Source organism: Microbulbifer maximicatervae (SeqCode) (assembly GCF_052467225.1).
Genome location: NZ_CP174303.1, coordinates 4,066,704 through 4,090,935 on the forward strand (window position 1 = coordinate 4,066,704; position 24,232 = coordinate 4,090,935).

General features: G+C 47.8%; 18 protein-coding genes. 10 read left to right on the forward strand and 8 right to left on the reverse strand.

Translation table 11 applies throughout. The features are described 5' to 3' along the window. Window positions 1-168 precede the first annotated feature (168 nt). Window positions 169-1,257: a Glu/Leu/Phe/Val dehydrogenase dimerization domain-containing protein gene (locus ACJJIZ_RS17475; RefSeq protein WP_413662699.1), complete on the reverse strand. Its 1,089-nt coding sequence runs from the start codon at window positions 1,255-1,257 to the stop codon at window positions 169-171. 246 nt (window positions 1,258-1,503) lie between these two features. Further along, window positions 1,504-1,695, reverse strand: coding sequence for a hypothetical protein (locus ACJJIZ_RS17480; RefSeq protein WP_444914287.1), 192 nt, complete (start codon window positions 1,693-1,695; stop codon window positions 1,504-1,506). A gap of 81 nt (window positions 1,696-1,776) precedes the next feature. Here ACJJIZ_RS17480 and ACJJIZ_RS17485 point away from each other — a divergent pair, with 81 nt between their 5' ends. From ACJJIZ_RS17485 to ACJJIZ_RS17495, 3 genes are all read left to right on the forward strand, one after another. Further along, window positions 1,777-3,744, forward strand: a complete 1,968-nt coding sequence (locus ACJJIZ_RS17485; RefSeq protein ID WP_444914288.1) for a VacB/RNase II family 3'-5' exoribonuclease — start codon at window positions 1,777-1,779, stop codon at window positions 3,742-3,744. 124 nt (window positions 3,745-3,868) lie between these two features. Continuing rightward, window positions 3,869-5,341, forward strand: a complete 1,473-nt coding sequence (locus ACJJIZ_RS17490) for an aminoacyl-histidine dipeptidase (RefSeq protein ID WP_444914289.1) — start codon at window positions 3,869-3,871, stop codon at window positions 5,339-5,341. Window positions 5,342-5,511: 170 nt separating this feature from the next. Next, the gene (locus tag ACJJIZ_RS17495) at window positions 5,512-6,309 is read left to right on the forward strand and encodes a class I SAM-dependent methyltransferase (RefSeq protein ID WP_444914290.1); all 798 of its coding nucleotides are present in this window, start codon (window positions 5,512-5,514) and stop codon (window positions 6,307-6,309) included. Here ACJJIZ_RS17495 and ACJJIZ_RS17500 read toward each other — a convergent pair. The 4 genes from ACJJIZ_RS17500 to tnpA all read right to left on the reverse strand — a co-directional run bounded on the left by ACJJIZ_RS17500 (window position 6,302) and on the right by tnpA (window position 9,664). Then, complete coding sequence (locus ACJJIZ_RS17500) at window positions 6,302-7,201, reverse strand: polysaccharide deacetylase family protein (protein WP_444914291.1); 900 nt, start codon at window positions 7,199-7,201, stop codon at window positions 6,302-6,304. The two genes, ACJJIZ_RS17495 and ACJJIZ_RS17500, sit on opposite strands and share 8 nt — an antisense overlap. Further along, window positions 7,201-8,073: a GNAT family N-acetyltransferase gene (locus tag ACJJIZ_RS17505; protein ID WP_444914292.1), complete on the reverse strand. Its 873-nt coding sequence runs from the start codon at window positions 8,071-8,073 to the stop codon at window positions 7,201-7,203. The genes ACJJIZ_RS17500 and ACJJIZ_RS17505 overlap by 1 nt, the downstream gene beginning before the upstream one ends. Before the next feature lie 31 nt (window positions 8,074-8,104). After that, a complete protein-coding gene (locus ACJJIZ_RS17510) occupies window positions 8,105-9,139 on the reverse strand; it encodes a bile salt hydrolase (protein ID WP_444914293.1) in 1,035 nt (344 codons plus the stop codon). A 120-nt stretch (window positions 9,140-9,259) separates the two neighbouring features. After that, a complete protein-coding gene (gene tnpA, locus ACJJIZ_RS17515; protein WP_444913664.1) occupies window positions 9,260-9,664 on the reverse strand; it encodes an IS200/IS605 family transposase in 405 nt (134 codons plus the stop codon). Between the two features lie 452 nt (window positions 9,665-10,116). Between tnpA and ACJJIZ_RS17520 the strand changes: the two genes are divergently transcribed. The 7 genes from ACJJIZ_RS17520 (at window position 10,117) to rdgC (ending at window position 18,121) form a co-directional block, all read left to right on the forward strand. After that, on the forward strand, window positions 10,117-10,515 hold the full coding sequence (locus tag ACJJIZ_RS17520) for a VOC family protein (RefSeq protein ID WP_444914294.1): 399 nt from the start codon (window positions 10,117-10,119) through the stop codon (window positions 10,513-10,515). Between the two features lie 435 nt (window positions 10,516-10,950). Beyond that, window positions 10,951-12,045 (forward strand): alpha/beta hydrolase family protein, encoded by a 1,095-nt coding sequence (locus ACJJIZ_RS17525; RefSeq protein WP_444914295.1) that lies wholly within the window; start codon window positions 10,951-10,953, stop codon window positions 12,043-12,045. Between the two features lie 89 nt (window positions 12,046-12,134). Then, the gene (locus ACJJIZ_RS17530) at window positions 12,135-12,656 is read left to right on the forward strand and encodes a hypothetical protein (protein ID WP_444914296.1); all 522 of its coding nucleotides are present in this window, start codon (window positions 12,135-12,137) and stop codon (window positions 12,654-12,656) included. 10 nt (window positions 12,657-12,666) lie between these two features. Continuing rightward, entirely contained in the window at window positions 12,667-13,005 is a 339-nt protein-coding gene (locus ACJJIZ_RS17535) for a hypothetical protein (protein WP_413662708.1), read from the forward strand. A 283-nt stretch (window positions 13,006-13,288) separates the two neighbouring features. Further along, window positions 13,289-15,646, forward strand: coding sequence for a TonB-dependent receptor domain-containing protein (locus ACJJIZ_RS17540; RefSeq protein ID WP_444914297.1), 2,358 nt, complete (start codon window positions 13,289-13,291; stop codon window positions 15,644-15,646). A gap of 170 nt (window positions 15,647-15,816) precedes the next feature. Further along, window positions 15,817-16,941: an alkaline phosphatase family protein gene (locus ACJJIZ_RS17545; protein ID WP_444914298.1), complete on the forward strand. Its 1,125-nt coding sequence runs from the start codon at window positions 15,817-15,819 to the stop codon at window positions 16,939-16,941. 187 nt (window positions 16,942-17,128) lie between these two features. Beyond that, window positions 17,129-18,121, forward strand: coding sequence for a recombination-associated protein RdgC (gene rdgC / locus ACJJIZ_RS17550; RefSeq protein WP_444914299.1), 993 nt, complete (start codon window positions 17,129-17,131; stop codon window positions 18,119-18,121). Between the two features lie 60 nt (window positions 18,122-18,181). Here rdgC and gnd read toward each other — a convergent pair whose 3' ends face one another. Both gnd and ACJJIZ_RS17560 read right to left on the reverse strand, forming a co-directional pair. Then, window positions 18,182-19,702, reverse strand: a complete 1,521-nt coding sequence (gnd, locus tag ACJJIZ_RS17555) for an NADP-dependent phosphogluconate dehydrogenase (RefSeq protein ID WP_444914300.1) — start codon at window positions 19,700-19,702, stop codon at window positions 18,182-18,184. A gap of 1,248 nt (window positions 19,703-20,950) precedes the next feature. Continuing rightward, entirely contained in the window at window positions 20,951-23,938 is a 2,988-nt protein-coding gene (locus ACJJIZ_RS17560; RefSeq protein ID WP_444914301.1) for a TonB-dependent receptor, read from the reverse strand. Window positions 23,939-24,232: the final 294 nt, after the last annotated feature.

Genomic DNA, 24,232 nt, shown 5'->3' on the forward strand with positions numbered 1-24,232 from the left:
CAGCTTTCCTCCAGAGTGTCAGCAAAACCTTTTACCAACCGCAATTTAGCAAATATTCCAGGCAAAAAAATGGGCACCGAAGTGCCCAAATCAATACATCACAGAGAGAAGCGAGATGACAATCGCCCAAGGAATCAGGTCACCAGCTCTACTCCTGCGCTGAAAACATTACGCTGCCACAGTACCAGACTTGTCTTCGGCCTCGCCTACAACCGTATGGTGACCAAAGCGCTCCTCGGCAACCCGGTCCGCTACGTGAGCGGTGGTCTGGCCGGTTTCATCGGCACGCTCGAACACTTCTTTCATAGTGTTGCCAATCTCTTCGATATGAGCGCGCACTTCTGCAGCGTCGTAATCGCCTTTCTGCTGGTAGTAAACATCGATAATACCGCCAGCATTAATGACATAGTCCGGTGCGTACAAAATACCTTTCTCGCGAAGCACTTCAGCATGGCGCTCTTCCGCCAACTGGTTATTGGCCGCGCCAGCGATCGCCTGAACCTTCAAACGGCTGATGGTGTCATCGTTGAGAATTGCACCCATCGCACAGGGGGCAAACAGATCTACGTCCAGGTCAAAGATTTCGTCGGCAGTTACGGCTATGGCACCAAGCTCTGTAACTGCACGATCGATATTGTCTTGGAAAATATCGGTGACAAACAGTTCCGCACCGGCATCCTTCAATAGTTTACCCAGGCGGAAACCGACGTTGCCCACGCCTTGAATAGAGACTTTTAAGCCGGTCAGGTCAGTCTTGCCCCAGCGGTGTTCTACCGCAGCTTTCAGGCCAACAAACACACCGTAAGCAGTCGAAGGGGAAGGATCACCACCATACTCGGAGCCCGCGAACAGGCCGGAGACAAACTCGGTTGTCTCACCGATAACACTCATATCCGCCACGCTCGTGCCAGAATCTTCAGCAGTGATATAACGGCCGCCCAAGGTATTAATAAATTCACCCATAGCGCGCAGTAACTCAGGAGTCTTTTCCTTGCGCGGGTCACCAATAATTACGGACTTGCCACCGCCCAGCTTGAGGCCGGCCATTGCGGACTTGTAAGTCATACCCCGGGAAAGACGGAGAACATCATTCAGGGCCTCGCCATCGTCGGCGTAGGGCCACATACGGCAGCCACCCAGTGAGGGACCCAAATTCGTATTGTGTACCGCGATAATGGCCTTCAAGCCACTCTTTGCATCTTGGTAAAACGCCACTTGTTCGTGTTTATCGTAGGCGGAATGGGAAAAAATACTCATTAACTGTTCCTCTCCGGAAGGCCGGTTCTACAGCTGGGGAACAACCACAGCCCTTATCTGTTTTTATCTGGAATAAGATTATATCCAGCTCCCACAGACAAAGTTTGCATATTTTGCACACATGAGCATTAGAATAGCTAAAACATCACACCAAAATATCATTTTTAGGATATTCGTTTGCCCCAGAATAACTTGGGCCGCCCAGTCATTAATCTAGGCGGCTAGCTCTACGCTCTTATTTCTCCATTAATTGGCATTGAATACCGGGCCCTCTCCTACCGCTGGCGGCTCTCTTATAAATTTCCTATAACTGCCCCTCAAGAGAACACGATTCCTGTATAAATCTTCTGGCAAAGAACCTCCTTTTGAAGCCTTCCTTAATATGCCTACTTTTTCAAAAATTTTTGAAAATCTCACAACACTGGCAACTAAGATCATTTCCACCGCCTAAGCGCGTTACATCCTCTGCGCATGGTCTGGTAGAATCCGCGCCCAAATCGACCCATAGAGATAAACTCGATGCTGAATGCCGACGCTCTAAAACAACTTTCGCAACTGAAAACAGATATTCGCTCCAGTAAGGAGTTTGCCGAAGGCCGGGTTCGCGGCAGTAACGGCAAGTTTGGCTTCGTTGAGTTGGATGACGGGAGGGAAGCCTTCCTGCCTCCCAATGAAATGGAGCGTGTATTTCCCGGTGACCGGGTTCGAGTAAGTCTCTCCGAAGAGAACAAGGGTAAACTCGCGGCAGAGCTAGATGCATTGATCGACAGCCAGCTCGACTACCTAGTTGGCCAGTATGTACAGCGCGGCCAGGGCCACTTTATCCAGCCCACGCAAAATGGCCTGTCCCGCTGGATTTTTCTCCCTCCCAAGGCTCGCGGCAAGGCCCAGCCGGGAGAGTTTATTGCCTGCAAAGTAAACCGCCATCCATTTAAAGACGGCAGAGCCCAGGCCAAGGTGGAAACCGTTATCGGCAAGCCCGATATGCCCGGTATCGAACACGCCTATGTTGTCGCCCAATTCAAGCTGCCTGAGCAATTTGGTGCCGCTGCACAAAAGCAGGCGGACACAATTGCGGAGAAACTGACAACAGTTACCGGTGAGCGCACCGAACTTTCCGAGCTGGGCTTCGCAACTATCGATGCGGAAACCACTCGCGATATGGACGACGCTCTGGCCGTAAGCAGCCGTGACGGGGGCTGGACTCTGCACATTGCTATTGCAGACCCATCGTCGCTAATTGATGAGAACAGCCCCCTGGATAAAGAGGCGTTTAATCGGGCCCACAGCCAGTATTTACCGGGCGAAACCCTACCCATGCTGCCCCGCAACCTGTGTGAGAACCTGTTCTCCCTGGTTCCCGGCGAGCTGCGCCCCGCCCTGGTTATCCATATCGACATCGATAGCGATGGCACCATTGGTAATAGCCACTATGAATTTGCCGCTATTCGCTCCCAGCACAAACTGAGCTATGAACAAGTCAGCCGCTTTATTGAGGGTGACGACTCCGCCGTGCCCCAGGAGCAACAGGACAGTCTGCGTAATTTGGCGGCGATCTACGAAGCGCGCGCCGCATACCGTGCCAGCCACTCACTGGCAATGGAAGATCGCCCGGACTATGAAATCCGCTTGAACGATCAGCGCAAGATCGAGCGTATCGAAAAGCAGGAACGCAATATCGCTCAGCGAATGGTCGAGGAAGCCATGCTCGCTACCAATATCAGCATGGGTGGCAAACTCGCCGAGATTGAGCAGGGCTGCTTCTCTGTTCACTTGGGCTTCCGCGAAGAGCGCATGGGAGAAGTTCGCAGCCTGCTGAAAGAACTGCTGCCTGAGCATGCAGAGGCCGATCTGGGGCAACTGGAGCATTACCTTGCACTGGTTAAGCACCTGGAAAACCATGAAGAGCCGCAGATGAACAACCTGCTCGCCGTGCTCAAGCGTATGCTGCGCCCGGGCCAGCTCGATAACAAGGTAGGGGCTCACCTGGGACTGGGCCTCGAGGCCTACGCCACCGTCACCTCTCCAATTCGCAAGTACAACGACCTGCACAACCACCGCGTTCTGCGCGCTGCTGCGCAGGGAGAGAAAGCTTCCACCCTGGCCGATGATAAAATTGAATCCCTGCAGGAAAGCCTGATTCGCGGTCGCCAGGCCAACCGAGCCCTGGAGCAATGGCTCTACGCTCAATTTATCGAGAAGAAAGTTGGCCAGGAATTCACAGGTAAAATTACCCTGGTAAACGGCGCAGGCATCGGCGTGCGACTCGACGACTTTGGTATTGACGGCTTTGTGCGCATGAATGGCGATAAGAAGAACCTGCCCACCTTCGATGGCAAGCACCTGGTTCTTACGCACAATGAAAAACGCTTCCACCTAGAACAGGAAGTTTCAGTTAAAGTAGCGTCTGTCGATGTAGACAAACGACGCATCGCCTTTGAACTGAACGCTGAAAAAACTGAGGCTGCCGACGCGGCCCAGAAATAAATTCCTGCACATTTACCCAAGCCCGGCGCTCGCCGGGCTTTCCTGCCGGGGGCCAAAGCCCACCGCCTTTGATCGGCCAGCTAGCTTATAGCTCCGGCACCAATAGAATAAATCGAGGCCACTCATGAGCAATATTGCTGAATTGAACCCAACTCCACTGTGGGCACACTTTTCCAAGCTCTGTGAAATTCCACGCCCATCCAAGCATGAAGACCGCGTAGTGGAGCATATCGTTAACTTCGCTAAAGCACGCGGCCTAGGCGTTCAGCTGGATGAAATCGGCAATATTGTTATCAAGAAGCCGGCCTCTCCTGGTATGGAAAACCGCAAGACACTGGCCCTGCAGAGCCATGTGGATATGGTGCCACAGAAGAATGCCGACACTGAGCACGACTTTCTCACTGACTCAATCAAACCCTACGTGGATGGAGACTGGGTAACTGCGGAAGGCACCACACTCGGCGCAGACAATGGTATTGGCGTTGCCGCAATCCTGGCCCTGATGGAATCTACTGATATTCCCCACCCCGCCTTGGAAGCCCTGCTGACAATCGATGAAGAAGCGGGCATGACCGGCGCCAAGAATCTTAAGCCTGGCTATTTTGAAGCTGACCTGCTCCTCAACCTGGATACTGAAGATGAAGGCGAGCTGTATATCGGCTGCGCCGGCGGTGTCGACGTCAATGTCAGCCTGCCCTATACGCCAGAAGCAATCCTGCCCGGTGCCGAAGCAGTAAAACTCTCTGTTCGCGGCCTCCGTGGCGGGCATTCTGGCCTGGATATCGACAAAGGCCGAGGCAATGCCAACAAGATCGCAAACCGCATTATCCACGCCGTTCTAACCCAGGTCCCCGAGCTGCGTATTGCCAGCCTGGATGGCGGTAGCCTGCGCAATGCGATTCCCCGAGAATCCTTCACAACCCTGGTCGTGCCTTCAGTAGCGGTCGATAAAGTACAGGAAATTGTAAAAAGCGAAAGCGCTCAAATTGCCCGTGAACTGGACAATGAAGCGGCACTGGGCATCACCCTGGAAGCTACCGAAACTCCAGCCAACACCCTGGACGCAGATAGCCAGTTGACCCTTATTCGCGCAATCCGCTGCTGCCCCAATGGCGTTGAGCGAATGAGCACTGCTCTCGAAGGCATTGCTGAATCATCCAACAATCTGGCCCGTGTTGTAACAATGGAGGAGAACGGTGAGCATCGAGTAAAAATCCAATGTCTTGTACGCAGCCTCTCTGACACTGCCCGCGACCAACACGGCCTCAATGTCGCCGCCACCTTCCAGCTGGCAGGTGCAGAAACAACACTGGACAACGACTACCCTGGCTGGACACCAAATCCCAATTCGCCGCTGCTGGCGATGATGAAGGATGTCTATAAAGATATGACTGGCGAGGAAGCTGAAGTAAAAGTCATTCACGCCGGCCTGGAGTGCGGATTGCTGGCCAAACCCTACCCCAACTGGGATATGGTTTCCTTTGGTCCAACCATTCGCCGCGCTCACTCTCCTGAAGAGAAGGTACATATCCAGAGTGTCGCCAATTTCTGGGATTACTTTATTAAAGTGGTCCAGGCAATTCCCACTCGCGACTAACCGCCCAATCGGGCCTCGGCTTTCCCCGAGGCCCGACACCCAGCCTTTCCACTCCGCCCTCCAATTACTACACCCAACGCATCAACCACACTAAAAACTGCTTTCTAGCTATTGTTAGAGAGCCACTGGGCTATTTTAATATTTCTTAACTCCACAGGTGCCCCGGGAAAATGAAGGAGAGTTATTCACTTGGTGCAAAAGCCTCAGAGCAGAAACGCCTGCTGTTACAGAGGAAAATCTACGGGGATACAGAAGACATACATTTTCCTTCAAACTATCAAGTAGCAGAGTTTGGTTGTGGTGCAGGCGCCAATCTCTGGATTGCGCAAGAGGTATCCGCTGGTAGTTATATTGGCCTCGACATACAGTCTGCCCAGTTAAACAAAGCCGAGCAAACGGCCCAAATGTTGGGGCTTTGCAACACAGAATTTAAGCTCTGTAACGCAGAAAAATCAGGGTTAGCAGATTCATCGGTAGATGCAGCTTTTGTACGCTTGGTTTTGATACATCTTCCAAACCCAAAAACCATGCTGCAAGAAATGATTCGCGTTGTACGCCCCGGTGGCAGACTTATTATTCACGAGCCTTACGACGCAACCTATTACACTGGCCCCGACAAGTTCAACCTAATGAAATGCTTCCGTGCACGTAATACGCTGGCCTACGGCAATGGGCGCGGTTCTCCTGAAATAGCCGTTAATCTTTTTCCAGTACTATCCTCCCTAAAGATCAGCGAAGTTGTAGTTTCACCCCATGTGATCAATGCCAATGGAAAAAGTGACGGGATTAGGTGTAAAAACTTACTGGAAAATATCATTGGACTTATAGAGCCTGTATCCGCAGAGTTAATTGCACAGAGCAAAATCACCCCTGAAGAATGGAAATCTGCACAACAAGAGGCCGGTATAGTTACCGCATACACTTTCCACACACAAACGCTTTGGAAAGCTACCGCCCAAGTTATCTAGCGGTAGAGAAATTGGAGATCCAATGTTGCGCTACCTCGTTGCGGCGACAAATCCAAATGGGTTCAAATCGCTGGATATATTTCAAGAAACGATAAACTCCAGCAGCCCTGGCAGGGTGGCCGCTGACTCGCCCATGTAGTCCAACACTCATCAACTTAGGGCTCACGCTCCCTTCCCGCCAAAGCTGATCGAAAGCGCCTTTTAGCAGTAAAAAGAAATCATCGGCAGTCGTGCACCCACTGGGCAGCAGGTACTGAATATCGTTATTCACCAAGGTGTAGGGAATCACCACCAATGAATCTGATTTCTGTTCCCAGAATGGCAAATCATCACTGTAGGAATCTGACGTATACAGTAATCCATCAATTTCTCGTACCAATGATTTAGTATGGGAGCTTACCCGGCCTGTATACCACCCAAACGGAGGCCTAGCGGTTAACTGCTCGATTATCTTAACAGTGAGCTGAATATCGTGTTTTTCTCGACCCTTAGGAGTATCTTTATAATCAATCCACCGGTATCCATGGCCAGCAATCTCATGTCCCGCTTCAACCAGGGCTAGCGCTAAAATCGGATTAAGCTCTAACGCCTGACCGGTAGCAAAAACTGTTAAAGGTACGTTGTAAGTATTAAAGATATCGAGAAGCCGCCAGACACCAGCGCGAGAACCATACTCATACATACTCTCTACACTGAAATCCCGCCCTCCAACCCGTGCAGGCCTGCCAGGAAGTTCATGCAGGTAAGATTCAGATTGGGTATCGCCGTTTAACTTGGTGGATTCTGACCCCTCCTCTAAATTCAAGACAAACTGAATTGCAATGCGGGCCTGATCAGGCCAGCGGGGATGAGGCGGACGCCCAGCGTAACCCTCCAGATTTCTCTTGTGCATCAACCCAGCTCAAATGTCGTTACACCAAAAATTCGGTCCCGCGCAATATCTGGCATTGGCCCCAGGTACATCCTTGCGCAGCCAAAAACTTCCTCCATTCCATAGTGCTTGGCCAGCGACATAGCCGCAGGATTATTTTCCGGCACATCCAGAAAGATAGGTCCATCATCTGCAAATGAGACCAGTCGCTTCAGCAACGTATCTGCCACTTTATAGCTATTTGCAAACAGAGGACCGACTTTACATCCATTGCGGCAGCGCCTGATTACACCATAGCCACAAAGACTTCCAAATTGGACATAGCCCAAACTCAAAGCCTCTGGCAGGGAAATCCATGCTTTCAGAAATACCCGTCTACTTGCGGGAAAGCAGGTCCTGTCGTAAGCAATTATTTGATCCAAAGAAACTTCACTAAGCGGGATAATTTCATCAGGGCATTGAGCACTCACACCCTCAAAAGCAGAGTGCTCGACTCGATAACGGAGATTCCGATGGGAGAAGTTAAAACCGCCGCGGGCATAGTAATCCTGCATCGCAAATACCCCATCCATACCGATGCTTGCATCAGGTCTCAACCGGGTTTTTAAGCGGTCCCGTCGGATATACCAAAGCCTGTTACCAAACCCATGACCTCTGAATTCAGGCCTAACGATAAAGAATCCCATGAAACCGAAATCATCACCGTACGCAGTAATTGCCCCTCCTCCGATCAAGTCGCCCCGAACTTCCGCCGCAATGTAAGCTTCTGGATCTGTTTTCCAGAAAATTTCTGCATCGTGCAACCCCGGATTCCAGCCTTCAAGTGCAGCCCAGTCAACCAGTAAATCCACTTCTTTACGTGTCATCTCCCGAACAGTAAATGATTCATGCATTGACTTAGACTCTTCTCGTTATCGTATTTATTCAGCTACCTGGAGCGAGGAACTTAAAGGGTTCTGAAGGACTCAACTTAGATGCCACTTCCCCACCAGTGTCCATTGGAGTATCTAATTTCATTGTCATTACTTTAGATCCCGGCTCAATAGAAACATTATCCATATCCAACCAAATTACTGATGGATTAATAACAGAGTCGAAATAGTAGCGGCTACTTTTTTGATCAATAACCGACCGCCACAATGTTGAAGCTATATTGGGTTTATCGGGATCATCCATTCCCAGCGGCACGCTGACAGCACGAATTTGGGAGAATGCGGATGCCAATGCATCGCGATACTTTTTATATTCTGGTGATGTTTTTAAAGCATAACTCGCCCGTACAAACCTGTCCGCCGCACTAATTGTACCCGGTAGAAAGTTTTGGCCTCCAATTGAATTCCAATAGGAATTGATTGCCAGTTGCTGATCATAAGGAGGAGAATTAGTCATTACCGTAAACTGCTTACCGTGATGGATCTTTAGCACACCATCAAGATATTCAAAAATAGCGGAATCACCACTGGGGTCTGAAATTGCAATATGTGTACTTGCCGGTCTCCCATTGGGAAGATCTGCGCCAACCACAGTGAATGGGTCACTCTTTAACCCCTTTACCGCAGCATCAACCGTTGCGTAGTTATCCAGGATGTATTGCAACCAGGCCCCAACAGAGATAGTCGGCTTATCCCTATCGGCAGCACTCCCATAATCTGCCTCAGCCAAGTATAAAAGGTTGCCAACGAGGCCCTTTTCATTGAGCCCATCAGTTGTAGCCGCATCGTAAATACTGATAACAATTGAGCCAAACTTCGATGTCCAAGTAATAGATTTTGGGCCCAAGCCACCATTGCGCTCCATCCCCTGAGGGAAAACCCAAAATGCCATAGCTGCATCGGTATCACTCCAGTCCATGCTACGGGCAGTAATATAGGTCTTATCACCAGTTTCATAGAGTATTCGGGTACAAGCAATCGAAGACCTGGGCTCGAGTAGGCACAGCACTACAACAACAAAAACCATAACGGAGTTTATAGCTTTAGAAAAACATGAAATCCTTTTCACTTTGCCAACCATCCCTCGAAATCATTAATCAGCAACCACCCGCATAGCGGGTGGTATGGTGAAAGCCCCCAGAGGGGGCTAGTTACAACCCTGCCAGTCGCATCTGCTCTTGGCGGCGCTCTTCAACCTCTTGATTTTTGATGTACTCACACAGTAGCCCCGAGCCCAAAAGTGTCTTCCTGTGAAATTTCTCTGTACATGCTTGTACTTCCGAAATATCTGGATCGCAGATTTCCCTTTCAGAAACCCAATCGTATTGGAAACACTGAACTTCGGAAGAATCATTAACAACATATGGATGTGATCCTTCATTGCGTACTCCTCGACCAACTCAATGCCCTTTTGACGACATAAGTCTCGACATATTGCTCCAATCTCCCGCCTTAATGTCCCAAATAACGCTTTCTTTCGATACTTGGGCACAAACACCACGTGGTACCTGCAATAATGTTTCACGTAAGCTTGGCACTGCCAATCTCGCATATGGCCCCCTTATAGAACTTGCCGGTTCATGGAGGCCATATTTTTACTCTGCACGCCGGAACGGCAGAGCCCTGTCAAGTCTCACCGCCAGAGGCGGTGGTTTACCTAACTGTTAATTAATATACTGATCGTTTACAGTCACTATAATCGGCTATAAACAATAGAAAGTCCGGTTTCCATCATAGATGGCCAACAATGGTGAGACTGTCTTTCATTCCAATACTTGGCAACCTTGGCGTAAAGGTCCAGAAACTGACACCGCTTTCAACATGTACAGTTCAAATATCTTGTAACTTCAGTAAACTTTTACAGCTAATCAGCTTCACGCTAAAAGCATTCATTTTGGTATAGGCTACTCAAATAAAAACTATTTGAAAAACTGTACACCTATTAACCAAAAAGAAATAATCCCTCTTATCGAAGTAGCAATAAGGCCAATCACGGAGCCCCTAATGAACTCAATTGGCAGACTGGTAATCCTAGTCAACAACTATGAAGAAGCTATTGCCTTTTATCGTGACAAATTGGGGTTTGAAGTATTTATTGACTCTCAAGCAGCACCACATCGATTTGTTCATATTCGACTTCCGGCACAAAAAGATATGGGTATATGGTTACTTCAGGCAACTTCTGAAAGCCAGCAAAAGAAAGTGGGAACACAAACTGCAGGGCAGCCTTGTGCCGTTATTTATACAGATAATTTTGATAGAGAGTATAAAAAACTTGCAAAAAATGGCGTTCACTTCAGCAAGCCACCCACTTCTGAAGGGGGGGCAGAATTTGCCCACTTTAAAGATCTCTACGGCAACGAATTTATTTTAGTTGAACTACAAAAAGAAACCGTAGAGTAAATTTTAACCTGTCGCTTCTGATTCCTCCACAGAGTGCGGTGTAAGCAGCGACAGTTCTTCACCTTCGCTAGTCTCCCCCCTTAGCCGCGATGGGATAACTTCCGGTAAGCAATTTAAGAAAAGAGCCACGAAGCGGCTTTTCCCCCTCCAATCAATAAATCTTTTTCTTTTCTATATTTACATCTCGTTTTGTATCACATATAAATCGAGTAACACTCAGTTGACATATCTCTATGTCCAATGTCCTTCGATTAGTGTAAAGCTGACTATCGCACAAAATTTCACCACTGAGATGCACCACAGCTAGCTACTGGCTCGCGTACTTATATATGGAAATACTCACTTACTGAAACCATTTTCACACAGAAAAAACAAAGGCAGGAGCAAACCTTGGCAGAAGGTTATATCTCCAGAGTAGAGCCAATTGGAATAACAATGAAAAGAAGCTTAATTATGCTGGTGCCCGGATTGACGCGAGTCACCAGCACCGCCCAACTGTCAGAGTTCACCGAGGGAATGATCGCAGCCAGTGAGCGTATGCCTCTCACTCAGATTTCTGATCCTACCGTCCCTGCCGGCATCAACCGCCTGAGGGTCAACGATAAACAGGAGCTTGACCTGGCTGAAGCTTACTGGAACGACTTGGTTCCCAGTATCACGCAGCAGAGTCTGAAAGTCCGCTTAGCCCGAGGCTTCTCCCTAATCTGGTTCTGGCTGGCCAACCTCCATATTTGGAAAGGAGTGCTTAAACGAAAGTACCTGACATTTGGTCTAACCCTTTCAGCATTAGCCTTTATTGTTTGGTACATAGGTACCATTATCTTATTTGTCGAAGCTGTTGAGCCCACCAGCGATAGTCCCTTTTATCCCGCAGTACAACAGCTCAAGCAAGGTGTTGAGTATATAGGGGGTTGGCGGATCTGGCTGATTGCGACTGCCGTAGTTGCCGTTATGCCGGTTGCCTTACTAGTAGATATTTCTGACTTTTGTAAGCGCTATCTCACCAATGAGCCGGCGGCCAAGGGCAAACCTGCAGTCCGCTTTGAGATTATCCGACGGGTCAGAGAACAGTTGGAAAACAGTATTAAACTATACGACTACGATTCCGTAACTATTGTCGGACATAGTTTTGGCAGTGTTGTTACTGTAGACCTTTTTGCCGATCTTCCGCCAATCGGTAAACCTATACGTATCTTAACAATGGGGTCCCTAATCGAAGTTCTGGGTAAGCAAGCTCCTTGGCTGCAGAATGAAGTAGAACAACTGTCACAAAGGAAAGATCTAATCGAGTGGATTGATATCAAATCTCACTCAGACTGGTTTGCCAGTGGTTCTGCGGTCCCAGCACGTCACCACTGTTATGAGAGAATTATCGGGTCTTACGGTACTTTTCCGGACAAACTGGCAGCCCGAGTTCACTCCCGATATTTCGATAATCAGGAGGCTGTTCGCTTACTGCTGACTTACTTTGAAAAGAAAAATGATCCCAGTATTTCGCCGACCTCGCATGAGATATTGGAACCGGTATAAATGGGTACCCAGACGAAAAAATTGGAAAGAACTGTATATCTCTCAGCCACCCTTTAGGCGGCTGAAAAGAACCGAATTGAACTATTAAAATGAAAATTAAAGGGGGAGTTGTCATGATAAGGCAGCCAATAGCAGTCTTTGCAGTTTTAGCCTTTCTTACCATTCTAGTTAGCGGATGCTCACAAATGGCGCCGCGCTATGATGCCGCGCTATACTCAGATTTAACCACTGTCAATGTAGAGATAATGGAATTTTTCTCTTCAGTTTCCAGTGGAACCAACAAAGATTCTTACTCAAAAAGAGATGAGAGATACCATGCATTGATCGGCAAAGTAGATGCGCTGGCAATGCAATCGAAAACCCGCCCTGCGCCTGAAAGTAAACTACTCAAAAAGATTAACAACTATTTGGAATCCTCCGGCAGGAATATTAGCTTTGAGCGGGAACCCCCCAGTGTTGCGTCACTGGAGAAAATTTCAGAGAGTTTGAACATGATGCGCACGGTAGATGAAGATAAGGGCCTAAACGCAACCGCTGTTTCTCTATTCAAAAATGAAATTGTTGTTTCCATGGACCAAGCACTCACCTATGAGTCTTTTCTGAATCGCTGAGGAAATTACTATGTCTATTGACGTTAACCAACTCGTTGCCGATATCAAAGGGGCAGCTTCTGCGGTAATTAACAGTGATATTTCTGAACTCAGGGGATTTTCCGAGCGCCAGTTATCCGCAATGGCTCAGCAAACAAAAATGATTGCTAAAGCAATTGCATCTGATGAAATATCTGGCGATCTGCAAGATTACTTTCTCGACTCCCTGGAGGATATGGCCAAGAACTTCGCCAATACTTTACGTGGACTCCTGTTAGTCACCATTGAGAAAGTCTGGAATGCAGTTCTGGGAGTTCTTTGGGGAACAATTGAAGCTTGCACCGGCATTTCCTTGAAAGCTGCTATCTGATTTCTATTTAAATTGGGCTGGGGTAACTCAGTCCTCCCCCCTACACTCAATCAAGATTACTCACCGGATCACCCCCACTACCAAGGACACTATTCAGTCAGTCTGAAACAGCTCATGTTTCTGACTCTCAGGATTTATTGAGCATTCACCAACGGGTAAAAAGAGTTTAACCCCCCTGTAAAGAATTATTCATCAAGACGCGTCAATGTACGCGCGCAAATAACCCAAGCCACTAACCAGGCTGGTTAACACTTGCTGAATCACTACAAACTGGGGTATCCCGATGAATACTAAAAAGACCTACCTGGCAGCCGCCATTTCAGTGGCCACAATAATGAGTGCCAGTCCCGTGACCGCTGAAGACCTCAGCAACGCACAAATTGAAGAAGTAATGGTTCTGGGCTCCGGTAGCACTTTTAACAGCAGTGAAGTATCTGAGGCAATGCGCAAGCAACAGTCCTCTATCACCAGCGTTAATGCATTGATCGATAACCTCCCCGGTGTCTCAGTCAATGAAGGAGATACTTACGGCTTTGACGACTGGTCAACCAATATCAGTATTCGCGGATTTACTAACAGCTTAGATGAACAGCAAATTGGCACCACCATCGATGGTATTCCCAATGGCGGTTCGAATTACGGTGGAGGCTCAAAAGCAAACCGCTTTGTTGATCCGGGTAATATCGGTTCAGTAGAAGTATCACAGGGTACTTCAGATATCGCTTCACGTTCCCACGAAGCCCTGGGAGGCACTATTGATTATCGCACTGATGATCCTTTGGACACACAGCGCAGTCGAATAGAGCTGTCCACAGGCGAATTTGATGCACAGAGAGTATATTTTCGCTATGACACTGGTATTTTTGCCGGGAATAGCAAAGCCTGGATCTCATACTCTAACCAGGAAGCGACCGACTGGATTACTGAAACTGCTGAGAATGAACGAGAGCACATCGCGGCAAAACTAGTGACCAGCTTGGAAGCTGGTACCATCAAGGCCTACATATCCTACGACGATATCCACGAAGATAATTATCAACGAGTCTATTCGGACGCCCAATTTGAAGAGTACCCTGAAAACGATTTCCTTACCGGCAACTGGTCCGGTATTCCTTATATCGATCAACTTTATCGCCGTGGCTGGTCTACCTTGCGCGAGAACCTGCTGGCCTACACCCAGTTCGATTTTGACCTGACAGACTCATTCAATCTACAGGCCGGACTCTACTACCACAGCAACGAAGGCCGTGGGGACTGGGTGCCCCCTTTCCTGGTTGACATTACAGATGACAGCGAACAGGGAGAGTCCGAGTTCCTCGGCGGCTCAACTGCCTATGGCGGTAGCCAGTCGGGCATCATTTATTTTGTTGATGCCAATGGCAATGCCCTTACTTACGATGAAACATGTACAGCGTCAGTCACCAATATCTATGGCGATTCAGGACCAGCCTACAATCCAGATTGCTATGCAGAGGGCGCCATACCCGCGATGTCTTATCGGCACACTCATTATGAGAAAGAGCGTGCCGGACTGACTCTAGACTTTACATACGCTACCACCATCGCCGGGTTAGACAATGAGCTGCGCGGCGGCCTCTGGTATGAAGACTCCACCCGTGACGAACACCGCGATTGGCACAAAATCACTGATGCAACTCAAGGTGCCAGTTTCAATTCAACACCCTATTGGGTGCAATACGACCGCAGTTACCCCTCCACCAGCACAAAGTGGTATTTACAGAACTCCCTGACCATCGACACTCTCACTTTGACACTGGGCGCCAAACAGTTCTTTGTCGATGTTGAAAGGGAAGATCTGTTTCAGGAGTCTTCCGATGCAAGTGTTGACTCTGATTCAGATATCCTGCTCTCCGCCGGTTTGATTTGGGAAACACCCCTGGAAGGTGCAGAGCTGTTCGCAGGCTACGCTGAAAACTTTAAGGCGATTGGAGACAGCGTATTAGAGCGGCCCGATTCAGATCTCGACAATATCGAACCGGAAACCTCAGAGACCACAGAGCTAGGGCTTCGCTATACCGCCGATAATTTCTCGGCAACTGCCACCTATTTTCAAAATGATTTTGAAAACCGGATCATTTTCCTGGATAACAATACTTCCGCAGGTAATAACTATTTGATAGGTACCAATGGGACCTATTTTAATGCCGGCGGAATCGAATCTGATGGTCTGGAACTTTTCCTGGACTACGATTTATCAGAAACTCTAAATCTCTATACATCCTATACCCTGCTGGACACTACCTATATTGGCTCAGGAAACTCAGCAGTAGATGAAACTCAAGGAATAACACCAGGGAATGACGTAGTCGGAATAGCTGATCAACTCTATGTGATTGGCCTGGATTGGAATTCTGAAATATTTTACGGCGGTATCTCCAGTAAGTTTACCGGAGATCGCTTTGTCGACTTAGACAATAGCTGGACAGCCGACTCCTATATAGTTGTCGATGCCTACCTGGGCATGAATCTGGGAGAATTTAGCCCGGCACTACGGGGAGCCAACCTGAATTTAGTGATAAATAATTTACTGGATGAGGATTACTTAGGAACTGTCGTCTCTGGCGGTGCCTGGATTGGTGCTCCACGGACAGCCTCACTCTCTGCAACTATTGATTTCTAAGTTTTTTTGGCAGCCACACAATCGGCTGGAAATGCTAGCCGATTGTGCGTATGTTTAGTCAGGCAGTAGATTCAAAAACAAAGTGCAATAAATAATAAATATAGTCGAAAATAATTTTGATTATTTGCGACAAATATAAATAATCCAAAAATATGCAAAGAGCTCTTTCAATGAACAGATTGACTACAGCAATCCTGGCCCTGTTTCTTTCTACTCAATCCCTTGCCGCAGACAACCTCGTATTAGTTACTATCGACGGTTTGCGCTGGCAGGAAGTGTTCTCCGGTTATGACCCTGAACTTCTCAACCACACAGAGTTCACTGAAAATAAACAAGACCTTATCAATCACTTTCACGGCGATTCACTCACCGAAAAACGTCAGAAATTATTGCCTTTTATCTGGCAAACAGTGGCTAAAGAAGGGGTTTTAATAGGCAATCGCGACAAGGGGTCTAAAGCACAAGTTACCAATAGCTGGTGGTTTTCCTATCCCGGTTACAATGAGATTTTAACCGGCTCCGCCGACCCCAAAATCCATAGTAACGACCCAACTCCCAATGCCAATACTACCTTTCTCGAGTGGCTAAACAGCAAATCTGAGTACAAAGGCCAAATCGCTGCATTCGGTAGCTGGGGGGTATTCTCCTCGATACTTAATCGTGATCGCAGTGGTATTTACATTAACGCGGGCCTGGAAGCTGCCGATTGGCCAAAATTGAGCCAAAGAGCAGAATTTCTCAATGATTTGCAGGGGCAACTGCCGGTTTTCTGGGAAAACGTGCGGCCCGATGCATTTACCTATGGATTTGCAAAAGAGTACTTAATTAGCAAAAAGCCCAAGGTAATGTACATTGCCCTGGGTGAAACCGACGATTTTGCCCACGATGAGGAATATCACCAGTATCTCCACTCCGCACATCGGAGCGACATGATACTCGCCAAACTCTGGCAGACACTGCAATCTCTTGATCAATACCGAGACAATACCAACCTACTCATTACCGTTGACCACGGGCGCGGCAACACCGCTGAATCCTGGCCCCACCACGCCAGTGGCCCAGCCCTGACCCAATACTTCGGTAAAGAAGACCACCCCCACAAAGCGGGAATACCTGGCTCCAATGAGATCTGGATTGCCGCGCTGGGCCCAGACATCAAGGCCTTGGGAGAAGTATTCAGGGGAGAAGCCATTTTTCAGGATCAGATAGCAGCAACCGCACTACAACTGCTCGGCCATAAGTCAGAAGAGTTCTCGCAGGATAGTGGCAAAGCAATAGACCGCATTCTCAAATAAACCTTTGTTCAGCCAGGCCTGACAAGTTCGGCTGAACAAATTTTCACCGCCTTGGACCAGTAATATTCTGGAGCTTGATAACAACTTAAAGAACCCATCAATTAAGTGTTAACAGGCTCTAGCTGCCCCGCCCCGGTTTCCGCATAATGCAGGCCGCACTCGCAACTGAAAACAGATGGCCTGATGTATGTGGTTTAAAAACCTCCGTATTTATCGTTTGACGAAAGAATTTTCCCTGGATGCTGAAAAATTGAACGAATTGCTGGAGCCCCATGCATTTGTTCCCTGTGGCAGTCAGGACAGCACTCGCTATGGGTGGGTGCCTCCACTAGGGCGCCACGGCAGCCAGTTGTTGCATGCAACTAATGGCTACCTGATGGTCTGTGCTAAGAAGCAAGAAAAAGTAATTCCTGCTGCGGTAGTCAATGAGAAAGTTGAAGAGCTGGCACAGGCTATTTCTGAAAAAGAAGCCAGGCAGGTAGGTCGCAAGGAGCGGCAAAATCTTAAAGACGAGATTCTCCTTGAAATGCGTCCCAAGGCATTCGCTCGGTCCCGTCTGCAATATGCCTATATTGCACCTCAGGATGGCTGGGTAGTGGTTGACGCCTCTTCTGCCTCCGCCGCCGAGGAACTGCTGGAGAACCTCCGCGAGGCTATCAGTAGCCTTGCCGTGGTACCACTCTCCGCTAAGAACCTGCCACAGCAAACGATGACCCACTGGCTCAGTGCCCCTGAAGCACCGCTTCAATTCGATTTTGGCCACGAATGCGAGTTGCGCGACCCCAAAGACAGCGGCAGTGTTATTCGCTGTAAAAACCAGGACCTTTGTGCCGAGGAAATTCACAATCACTTGGTGGCCGGACTACAAGTGCACAAACTGGGGCTGACCTGGCGTGGGGGCGTTGAATTCCTGGTAGATGATCAGCTATCCCTAAAGCGTATCAAGTTCAGTGACGAGCTTCTGGAGAAGGCCGATAGTACCGATGCAGAAAGTGCAGCCCAGCGATTTGATGCAGATTTTGCGGTGATGACTCTGGAAATCTCAGCCCTGACCAAGGACTTGCTCTCCGCCTTCGGTGGCGTCAACACCGAGTCAGCTAGCGTAGAGGAACTGGTGGCCAAAGCCAGCCGCCAAGAGACGGAGGCTCTGGCCAAAGAGGTAGAAGAGGTCGTTCTTTAGGGAACTCACATAGTGATACGTACCTGAAAGGCACGTATCACCTCCCCCCTACCCCATCAATCAGATCTCAACCATTGGGCGGCCAGGTTCGGTCCACTGAACGTGGTACTTGCGCTGCTCAGGCTGGTCCACACGTGCAAAGGTATGGGCTCCAAAGAAATCACGCTGTCCTTGTAGCAGGTTCGCCGGCAGCGACTCGGTGCGGAAGGCATCGTAGTAATTGAGCGCCGATGACAGGGCCGGCACCGGAATACCATTCAGAGTGGCGCTCGCCACCGCTTGGCGCCAGTTGGCCTGGTGATCGGCAATCTGCTGGGTGAAGAAATCATCCAGTAGCAAGTTGGAAAGCTTGGAATCTCGATCGTAAGCATCGCTGATAGATTGCAGGAACACTGCTCGAATGATGCAACCTGCACGCCAAATTCTGGCAATTTCAGAGAAGTTCAACTGCCATCCCTGCTCCCGCGCAGCCAGCTTCATCAAATCGAAGCCCTGAGCGTAAACACAGATCTTTGCGCAGTAGAGAGCGTCGTGCAGCTGTGCAATCACTTCTTCCCGTTGCTCTGGAGCCACTGGTGTCAACTCAGGCCCTTGCAGTTTCTTCGCTGCGCGGGTACGCAATACCTTCCGGGTAGATAATGAACGGGCGTAAACCGCTTCGGCAATACTCGGGGCCGGACAGCCCACTTCCAGGCTGCTCATGGCTGTCCACAGACCAGTACCTTTTTGGCCTGCACGGTCGAGGATAACGTCTACCAGCGGCTGTTCTGTCACGGAGTCCAAGGTAGAGAGCACTTCCGCACTGATATTGATCAGATAGCTGTTCAGCGGGCCTCGATTCCACTCGCGGAATACCTCTGCAATTTCCTCTGGGGCCATACCCAGCGCCGTGCGCATCACATGGTAGGCCTCACAGATCATCTGCATATCGGCATATTCAATACCGTTATGCACCATCTTCACATAGTGGCCTGAGCCTATCGGGCCGATATAAGCCGCGCAGGGCTCACCTTCGCGAACCGGGTTGCCAGGCTCAAAGCGCTCAATCGGCTGGCCGCTGGCTTTATCCACTTTGGCGGCAATAGCATGCCAAACTGGCTCAATACGACTCCAGGCATAACGGTCGCCGCTGGGCATAAGGGATGGCCCAAAACGAGCACCCACTTCGCCACCGGATACTGCGGTGGTGAAGAAAATCAATTTGCCTTCATACCGTTTAGCCCGCTCTACAGAGTCGGTCCACAGGCTGTTACCAGTATCAACAACGATGTCGTCAGCCTTCAAGCCCGCATCGAGCAGCTTGCTGCATACGTCATCAACGGGGGCTCCAGCCGGAACCGAGAGAATAATCAAGTGCGGGGCTTTAACCTTCGCCAACAGCTCTGTGTAAGAGTTGCAGGCTTCAACACGCGCAGGCTGGTCTCCACGCTCTTTCTTGTCCTGCTCCAGCAGCGCATTCAGCCGGTTGTGATCCAAATCAAAGGCACAGACCCTATAGCCATTGTCGGCCAGGTTCAGGATCAGGTTCTTACCCATCACACCGGCGCCGATAAAGCCAATATCGCACTGTGAATCAGACATCAAGTTCTCCATATAAAGACAGGGGGCTTTCAAGGGCGCGGAGTATAGCAATATGAATCTGGAGCAGGGAGAGCAAAAACCAAACAAAATTGCCTTGAGGGCAGCAAATACAGCCTACAAGGTGTAGAAGCCGATAGCAGGTGGTCCGCTATGGGCAAATACTCCCGACCTGGTGTATTTTATCTTTTAGTGCCAACCGGCAATTCAATTGCCCCGACACCAGAGCTCCATAAGTTATTTCAAGTCTATGACGCTTTATAAGAAAAGCTAATAACGAACTGTAAGAGCAAGGACATATCCGCCCAATACGCTAATTGGGGAAATCTCTTCCGATGAGGCTGAGTTTCCTAACGATAACGTAGCCGGTTTCCCATGCACCGTAAGTGGCACTATCTTTACTAACCCATAATTCTCCATCACAAATACTTAATCCACCTATAAATCCATTTTATCGATTAAATTGAAATTTAATAAAATAAAACACATATTATTGGGGAGTTTGACTAAGAGGGATGACCTTGGACACTCTACTTTACTGAGCTTACTTACCAATGAAAGCCAACATTAAAATAAATCATAAAATACAATCAATCCATTATTTGGTCTTTCAGGATTTATCGCCGACACCTCGATACTGGCATTTCAATATTCGCTTCACTACAGCAAAGCGTAAAATAAAAGCTCTTAACCTTACTGAAAGCAAGAAGTAAGCGATGAAAATAAATTGATTTTTTCAGCAAGATGGACCCTCACGATTTATCCTATAAGTACACGAGCAATACCATGGTCATTAAAAATAGACTTATTAAGACGACAGCCGGTGAATATGCTGGAGACCTCATAAGACCATTGAATCAGCCAAATGGAAAACTACCTTCAACAGCACCAAAACTCCCAGCACAGGTTCAGACAGCTAGAGGGAAATTAATAGTGTAATTTCAACAAGCTCTCATTTCACCTATACAGTCTCTAAGTCTATCCCGCCTTAATTAATAGCCCTAGATGCTAACAACACTAGCATTACGGAAACAGTTAATTTATATACCTGCCAATAATAATCAATGACTATTTTTGTAACCCAAAACTCATATGTAGTACAAAAACTGGCAGCGCCCCTAAAGTCAAGACCGCTAGACTTCAGAAGTCATCTATAAAAATGCAAAAATAGGTTGGCAAGAAATCCTCTCACCAACCTAGATATTCATTCAATCAAATCTAAACAATGAATCACAGATTCCACCGGATTAATCAAAACCCTTTGCTAACACTTAAGCCAACAATACGAGGCTCTAATGTAAACACATTAGTAGTAAGACCTGAATCATCACTATTAGTGAACATATCAGTGATAGGCGTATCATCAAAAATATTCTTCACGTAGAGCTGCATATATAGATCAGAGTCAGGATTGCTGAGGCTAACTGAAGCATTGAGATTACTCCAAGCCTTCAAACGATCATACTCAGTATTATATACACGAGCATAACTTTCCGACTGGCGGTAGTAATCTGCTCGTAGAGTTAAATCCCAATTCTCAATAGGAATCGTATGTTCCACTCCGAAATTAACGGTGAAACGTGGTGCGTTGGGTAACTCATTTCCACTTAAATCAGCAGCAAAACCACGCCCCCCATTAGGTGCATCGGTTAGCGGGTTGTAGGGATCGACTCCATAATTGATATCATGGCGCAATGCATCCGAGACTTCGATTTCTGGAGAGAATGAACCATACTGGGCGGAACCTGCACAAAGCGACCAAATAGCGAAAATATTAGGCGCAGCCATAACCGTTTCAACTAAATCCACAGGTGCAATACAGTTAGACGGCACCTGGATGCTAGGACGAACCAGTACCCAATCTTCATTGCCCTGAGTACGATCCATCACGTCAACAGACTCCTCTCCATCTGCAATTCGGGTTTTTAGGTACCCTAAATTCATATCTATTCGTGTTGCATCTGTAAGCTGCCAAGCCAGCTCAAGCTCAAGCCCCATAGTTTCTGCATCAAAATTCTCATTGAGAGAAATTCTGTCAACAATTTGAGAGACTTGATAGTCAGTATAATCGTAGTAAAAGGCACTAGCATTAAGCGATAAGCTACCATCGAAAAGAATGTTCTTACTGCCAAACTCAATTGCGTTGACAAACTCCGGCTCAAAAGAATCTTCCAGAGGCTGAAACTGTACTATTGCTGGATCAACCTCGGCTCGGGGAGGGTTAGTACCACCCCCTTTGTAGCCGTGGGCAAAGGACATATAGAGCATAGTTTCATCCGTAAAAGGCAGATCCGTCCTCCAGTCCAAAACTGCGCGCCCGGTGTACTCCTTCCAGTTCTGCGTAACCGGATCACCTTCCGGATAGCCTCGATGGACAAGCCCCCCGGAGACTTCACCGGAGGAGACTTCCCCCGTTACCGGATCATAAAAAGTACCTAACAATAGCTGACTGGGTACCGGAGTAGAGCGCTTGCGATCATTTGTATAGCGAAGGCCGGTAGTTAGCTTTACATCATCATTAATTTGCCAATAAGTTTCACCAAATAATGCCCAAGAATTAACTTCTACCAAATTTCGGCTCAAGAAATAGTTATGTCCTTCCTCATCAATGTTTTCTATCGAGTTAGGGTCAACATAAATACAATCTGAACCAACATTTACTTCTGGATCAGTACAGTTTTGAAATACTAAGTTGAAATTTTCATCGCGGTCGGCATTATATAGGTATTGCGCCACCATACTAAATATATTATTGAATACAAAATAGTCATCTTGGGTTTTAAAGTCTAAATAGTTTGTGCCCACTGAAAAATTCCAAGGACCATCGAAAGATGTCTGTAATCGGAATTCCTGGCTCCACTGTTTATTATCTGATCGACTAATATCAACCGCCAACAGTCCTTCAGAGGGTCCCAACTGTGGATCAGTAAAAACTCCCCCCGGTGTAGGTTCTAAATTACCCCCATCATTAAAGATGGGATCTGAAACATAACGATTATAATCTTGGGATGAGTAGTAATCGTCCTTAGCATAAGTCGACTGAGAGTAAAATGTGAGAGAGTCTGTCAGGCCCCATTCGAAGTTCAGTTGCACTAAGTCATTCTCTGCGAGAAATACCGGATCATAACTGGTTTCAATTTTACGAAGATCACGCGACTGTGTTGAATTCGCATAAGGGTCAGTAAACCAGTCAATTACCTGGCCATAGCTAGTGATAATTAATCCGGTAGCCAAAACGCTCGCAAAACCCTGGGCATTGGGTGCGCTGTAAGCGTCATCACTATAAATCGAGCTAGGCAGACAACCCTGACTAAAAAACACTGGTGTAAAGCCTGTTAGTTCAGTATCACCAATATGTGTTCGGCCTGGATCTTTTGTACAAAGTTGCTTGCCCGTGCGCGAGCGTCGATCATCTTCTTCAAAGTGCTGCCATATTAAATTGGCACTAAAGGATTCACTGGGCTCCCACTCAAAGATTGCACGAGTAGAATATAGATCGCGGTCATTAACATCGTTACCGGTATAAGTGTTGTAATCAAAACCATCACGCTTAGTCATGGCCCCGGAGAAACGCAACGCCATGGTCTCCCCCAATGGCATATTAAACATTCCGCTGGCGCGCTTGGTGTTATAATTGCCCACCTCCGCCTTGATCTCAGAGGCAAACTCATCTCCAGGCATAATTGGCAACATATTAACTACGCCAGCTGTCGCGTTGCGGCCATAAAGTGTACCTTGGGGGCCACGCAAGACTTCAACCCGTTGCACATCAAAGAATTCTTGCTCAAATAATCGATTGCGAATTAAAGGAGTATTGTTGAAGCTCACAGCAACCGCCGGGTCTGAAGCAGCAGAAACAGCTTTAGTGCCTATACCGCGAATAGAGAAGTTATAAGTGCTGAAGTTGGATTTAGAAAAATTGGCATTTGGGACAGCTCGTAGCAACTCTTCCCCCCGCTCAATTTTAAGGTCATCCATACTGTCACCACTGAGTGCAGATACTGCAATGGGCACATCTTGAATACTCTCTTCAATCTTCTGCGCAGTAACCGTGATCTCCTCAATCACCTGTCTTGGGTGTTTGCTTTCTTCACTCTCCTGGGCACTGGAAATGGTAGGAACAACTGCAAATGCCAAAGAGGCAACAATGGAGCTGTACCAGGGAGTAATTTGGCATGAATGTCCAGATTGATAAATCGCTTGTGCAATCAATGTTTTCTTTTTGACAGGTTTCATCATCACACTACGTCTCTCTTTATTGTCGGTATTATTGGGTTATTGACCTGATATAAACCTATTTCAGGCTCAACAACATTTAAGACGCGAGAGCTAAAAGAAAGGGGGGATAAAAAATAAACTTGATTTTTGGGGGACTAAAGCAGAATTATTAACTAAATATTTAGAAAGCTGCAACAGTTAGAGCTAAAAAGCCAAACCTCTGGCGTAGCGCTAGCAGAATCACTCACCAAAAAATTTCTAGTTGAGCTTGTTGTCCCGTTAGACATCTACTCGAAAAAAGGTCACAACCTACAG

What these genes read in the sequence shown, in the direction of transcription:
- ACJJIZ_RS17475 (WP_413662699.1), bottom strand. Translation starts at nt 1,257, where the DNA reads ATGAGTATTTTTTCCCATTCCGCCTACGATAAACACGAACAAGTGGCG.
- ACJJIZ_RS17480 (WP_444914287.1), bottom strand. Translation starts at nt 1,695, where the DNA reads ATGATCTTAGTTGCCAGTGTTGTGAGATTTTCAAAAATTTTTGAAAAA.
- ACJJIZ_RS17485 (WP_444914288.1), top strand. Translation starts at nt 1,777, where the DNA reads ATGCTGAATGCCGACGCTCTAAAACAACTTTCGCAACTGAAAACAGAT.
- ACJJIZ_RS17490 (WP_444914289.1), top strand. Translation starts at nt 3,869, where the DNA reads ATGAGCAATATTGCTGAATTGAACCCAACTCCACTGTGGGCACACTTT.
- ACJJIZ_RS17495 (WP_444914290.1), top strand. Translation starts at nt 5,512, where the DNA reads ATGAAGGAGAGTTATTCACTTGGTGCAAAAGCCTCAGAGCAGAAACGC.
- ACJJIZ_RS17500 (WP_444914291.1), bottom strand. Translation starts at nt 7,201, where the DNA reads ATGCACAAGAGAAATCTGGAGGGTTACGCTGGGCGTCCGCCTCATCCC.
- ACJJIZ_RS17505 (WP_444914292.1), bottom strand. Translation starts at nt 8,073, where the DNA reads ATGCATGAATCATTTACTGTTCGGGAGATGACACGTAAAGAAGTGGAT.
- ACJJIZ_RS17510 (WP_444914293.1), bottom strand. Translation starts at nt 9,139, where the DNA reads ATGGTTTTTGTTGTTGTAGTGCTGTGCCTACTCGAGCCCAGGTCTTCG.
- tnpA (WP_444913664.1), bottom strand. Translation starts at nt 9,664, where the DNA reads ATGCGAGATTGGCAGTGCCAAGCTTACGTGAAACATTATTGCAGGTAC.
- ACJJIZ_RS17520 (WP_444914294.1), top strand. Translation starts at nt 10,117, where the DNA reads ATGAACTCAATTGGCAGACTGGTAATCCTAGTCAACAACTATGAAGAA.
- ACJJIZ_RS17525 (WP_444914295.1), top strand. Translation starts at nt 10,951, where the DNA reads ATGAAAAGAAGCTTAATTATGCTGGTGCCCGGATTGACGCGAGTCACC.
- ACJJIZ_RS17530 (WP_444914296.1), top strand. Translation starts at nt 12,135, where the DNA reads ATGAAAATTAAAGGGGGAGTTGTCATGATAAGGCAGCCAATAGCAGTC.
- ACJJIZ_RS17535 (WP_413662708.1), top strand. Translation starts at nt 12,667, where the DNA reads ATGTCTATTGACGTTAACCAACTCGTTGCCGATATCAAAGGGGCAGCT.
- ACJJIZ_RS17540 (WP_444914297.1), top strand. Translation starts at nt 13,289, where the DNA reads ATGAATACTAAAAAGACCTACCTGGCAGCCGCCATTTCAGTGGCCACA.
- ACJJIZ_RS17545 (WP_444914298.1), top strand. Translation starts at nt 15,817, where the DNA reads ATGAACAGATTGACTACAGCAATCCTGGCCCTGTTTCTTTCTACTCAA.
- rdgC (WP_444914299.1), top strand. Translation starts at nt 17,129, where the DNA reads ATGTGGTTTAAAAACCTCCGTATTTATCGTTTGACGAAAGAATTTTCC.
- gnd (WP_444914300.1), bottom strand. Translation starts at nt 19,702, where the DNA reads ATGTCTGATTCACAGTGCGATATTGGCTTTATCGGCGCCGGTGTGATG.
- ACJJIZ_RS17560 (WP_444914301.1), bottom strand. Translation starts at nt 23,938, where the DNA reads ATGATGAAACCTGTCAAAAAGAAAACATTGATTGCACAAGCGATTTAT.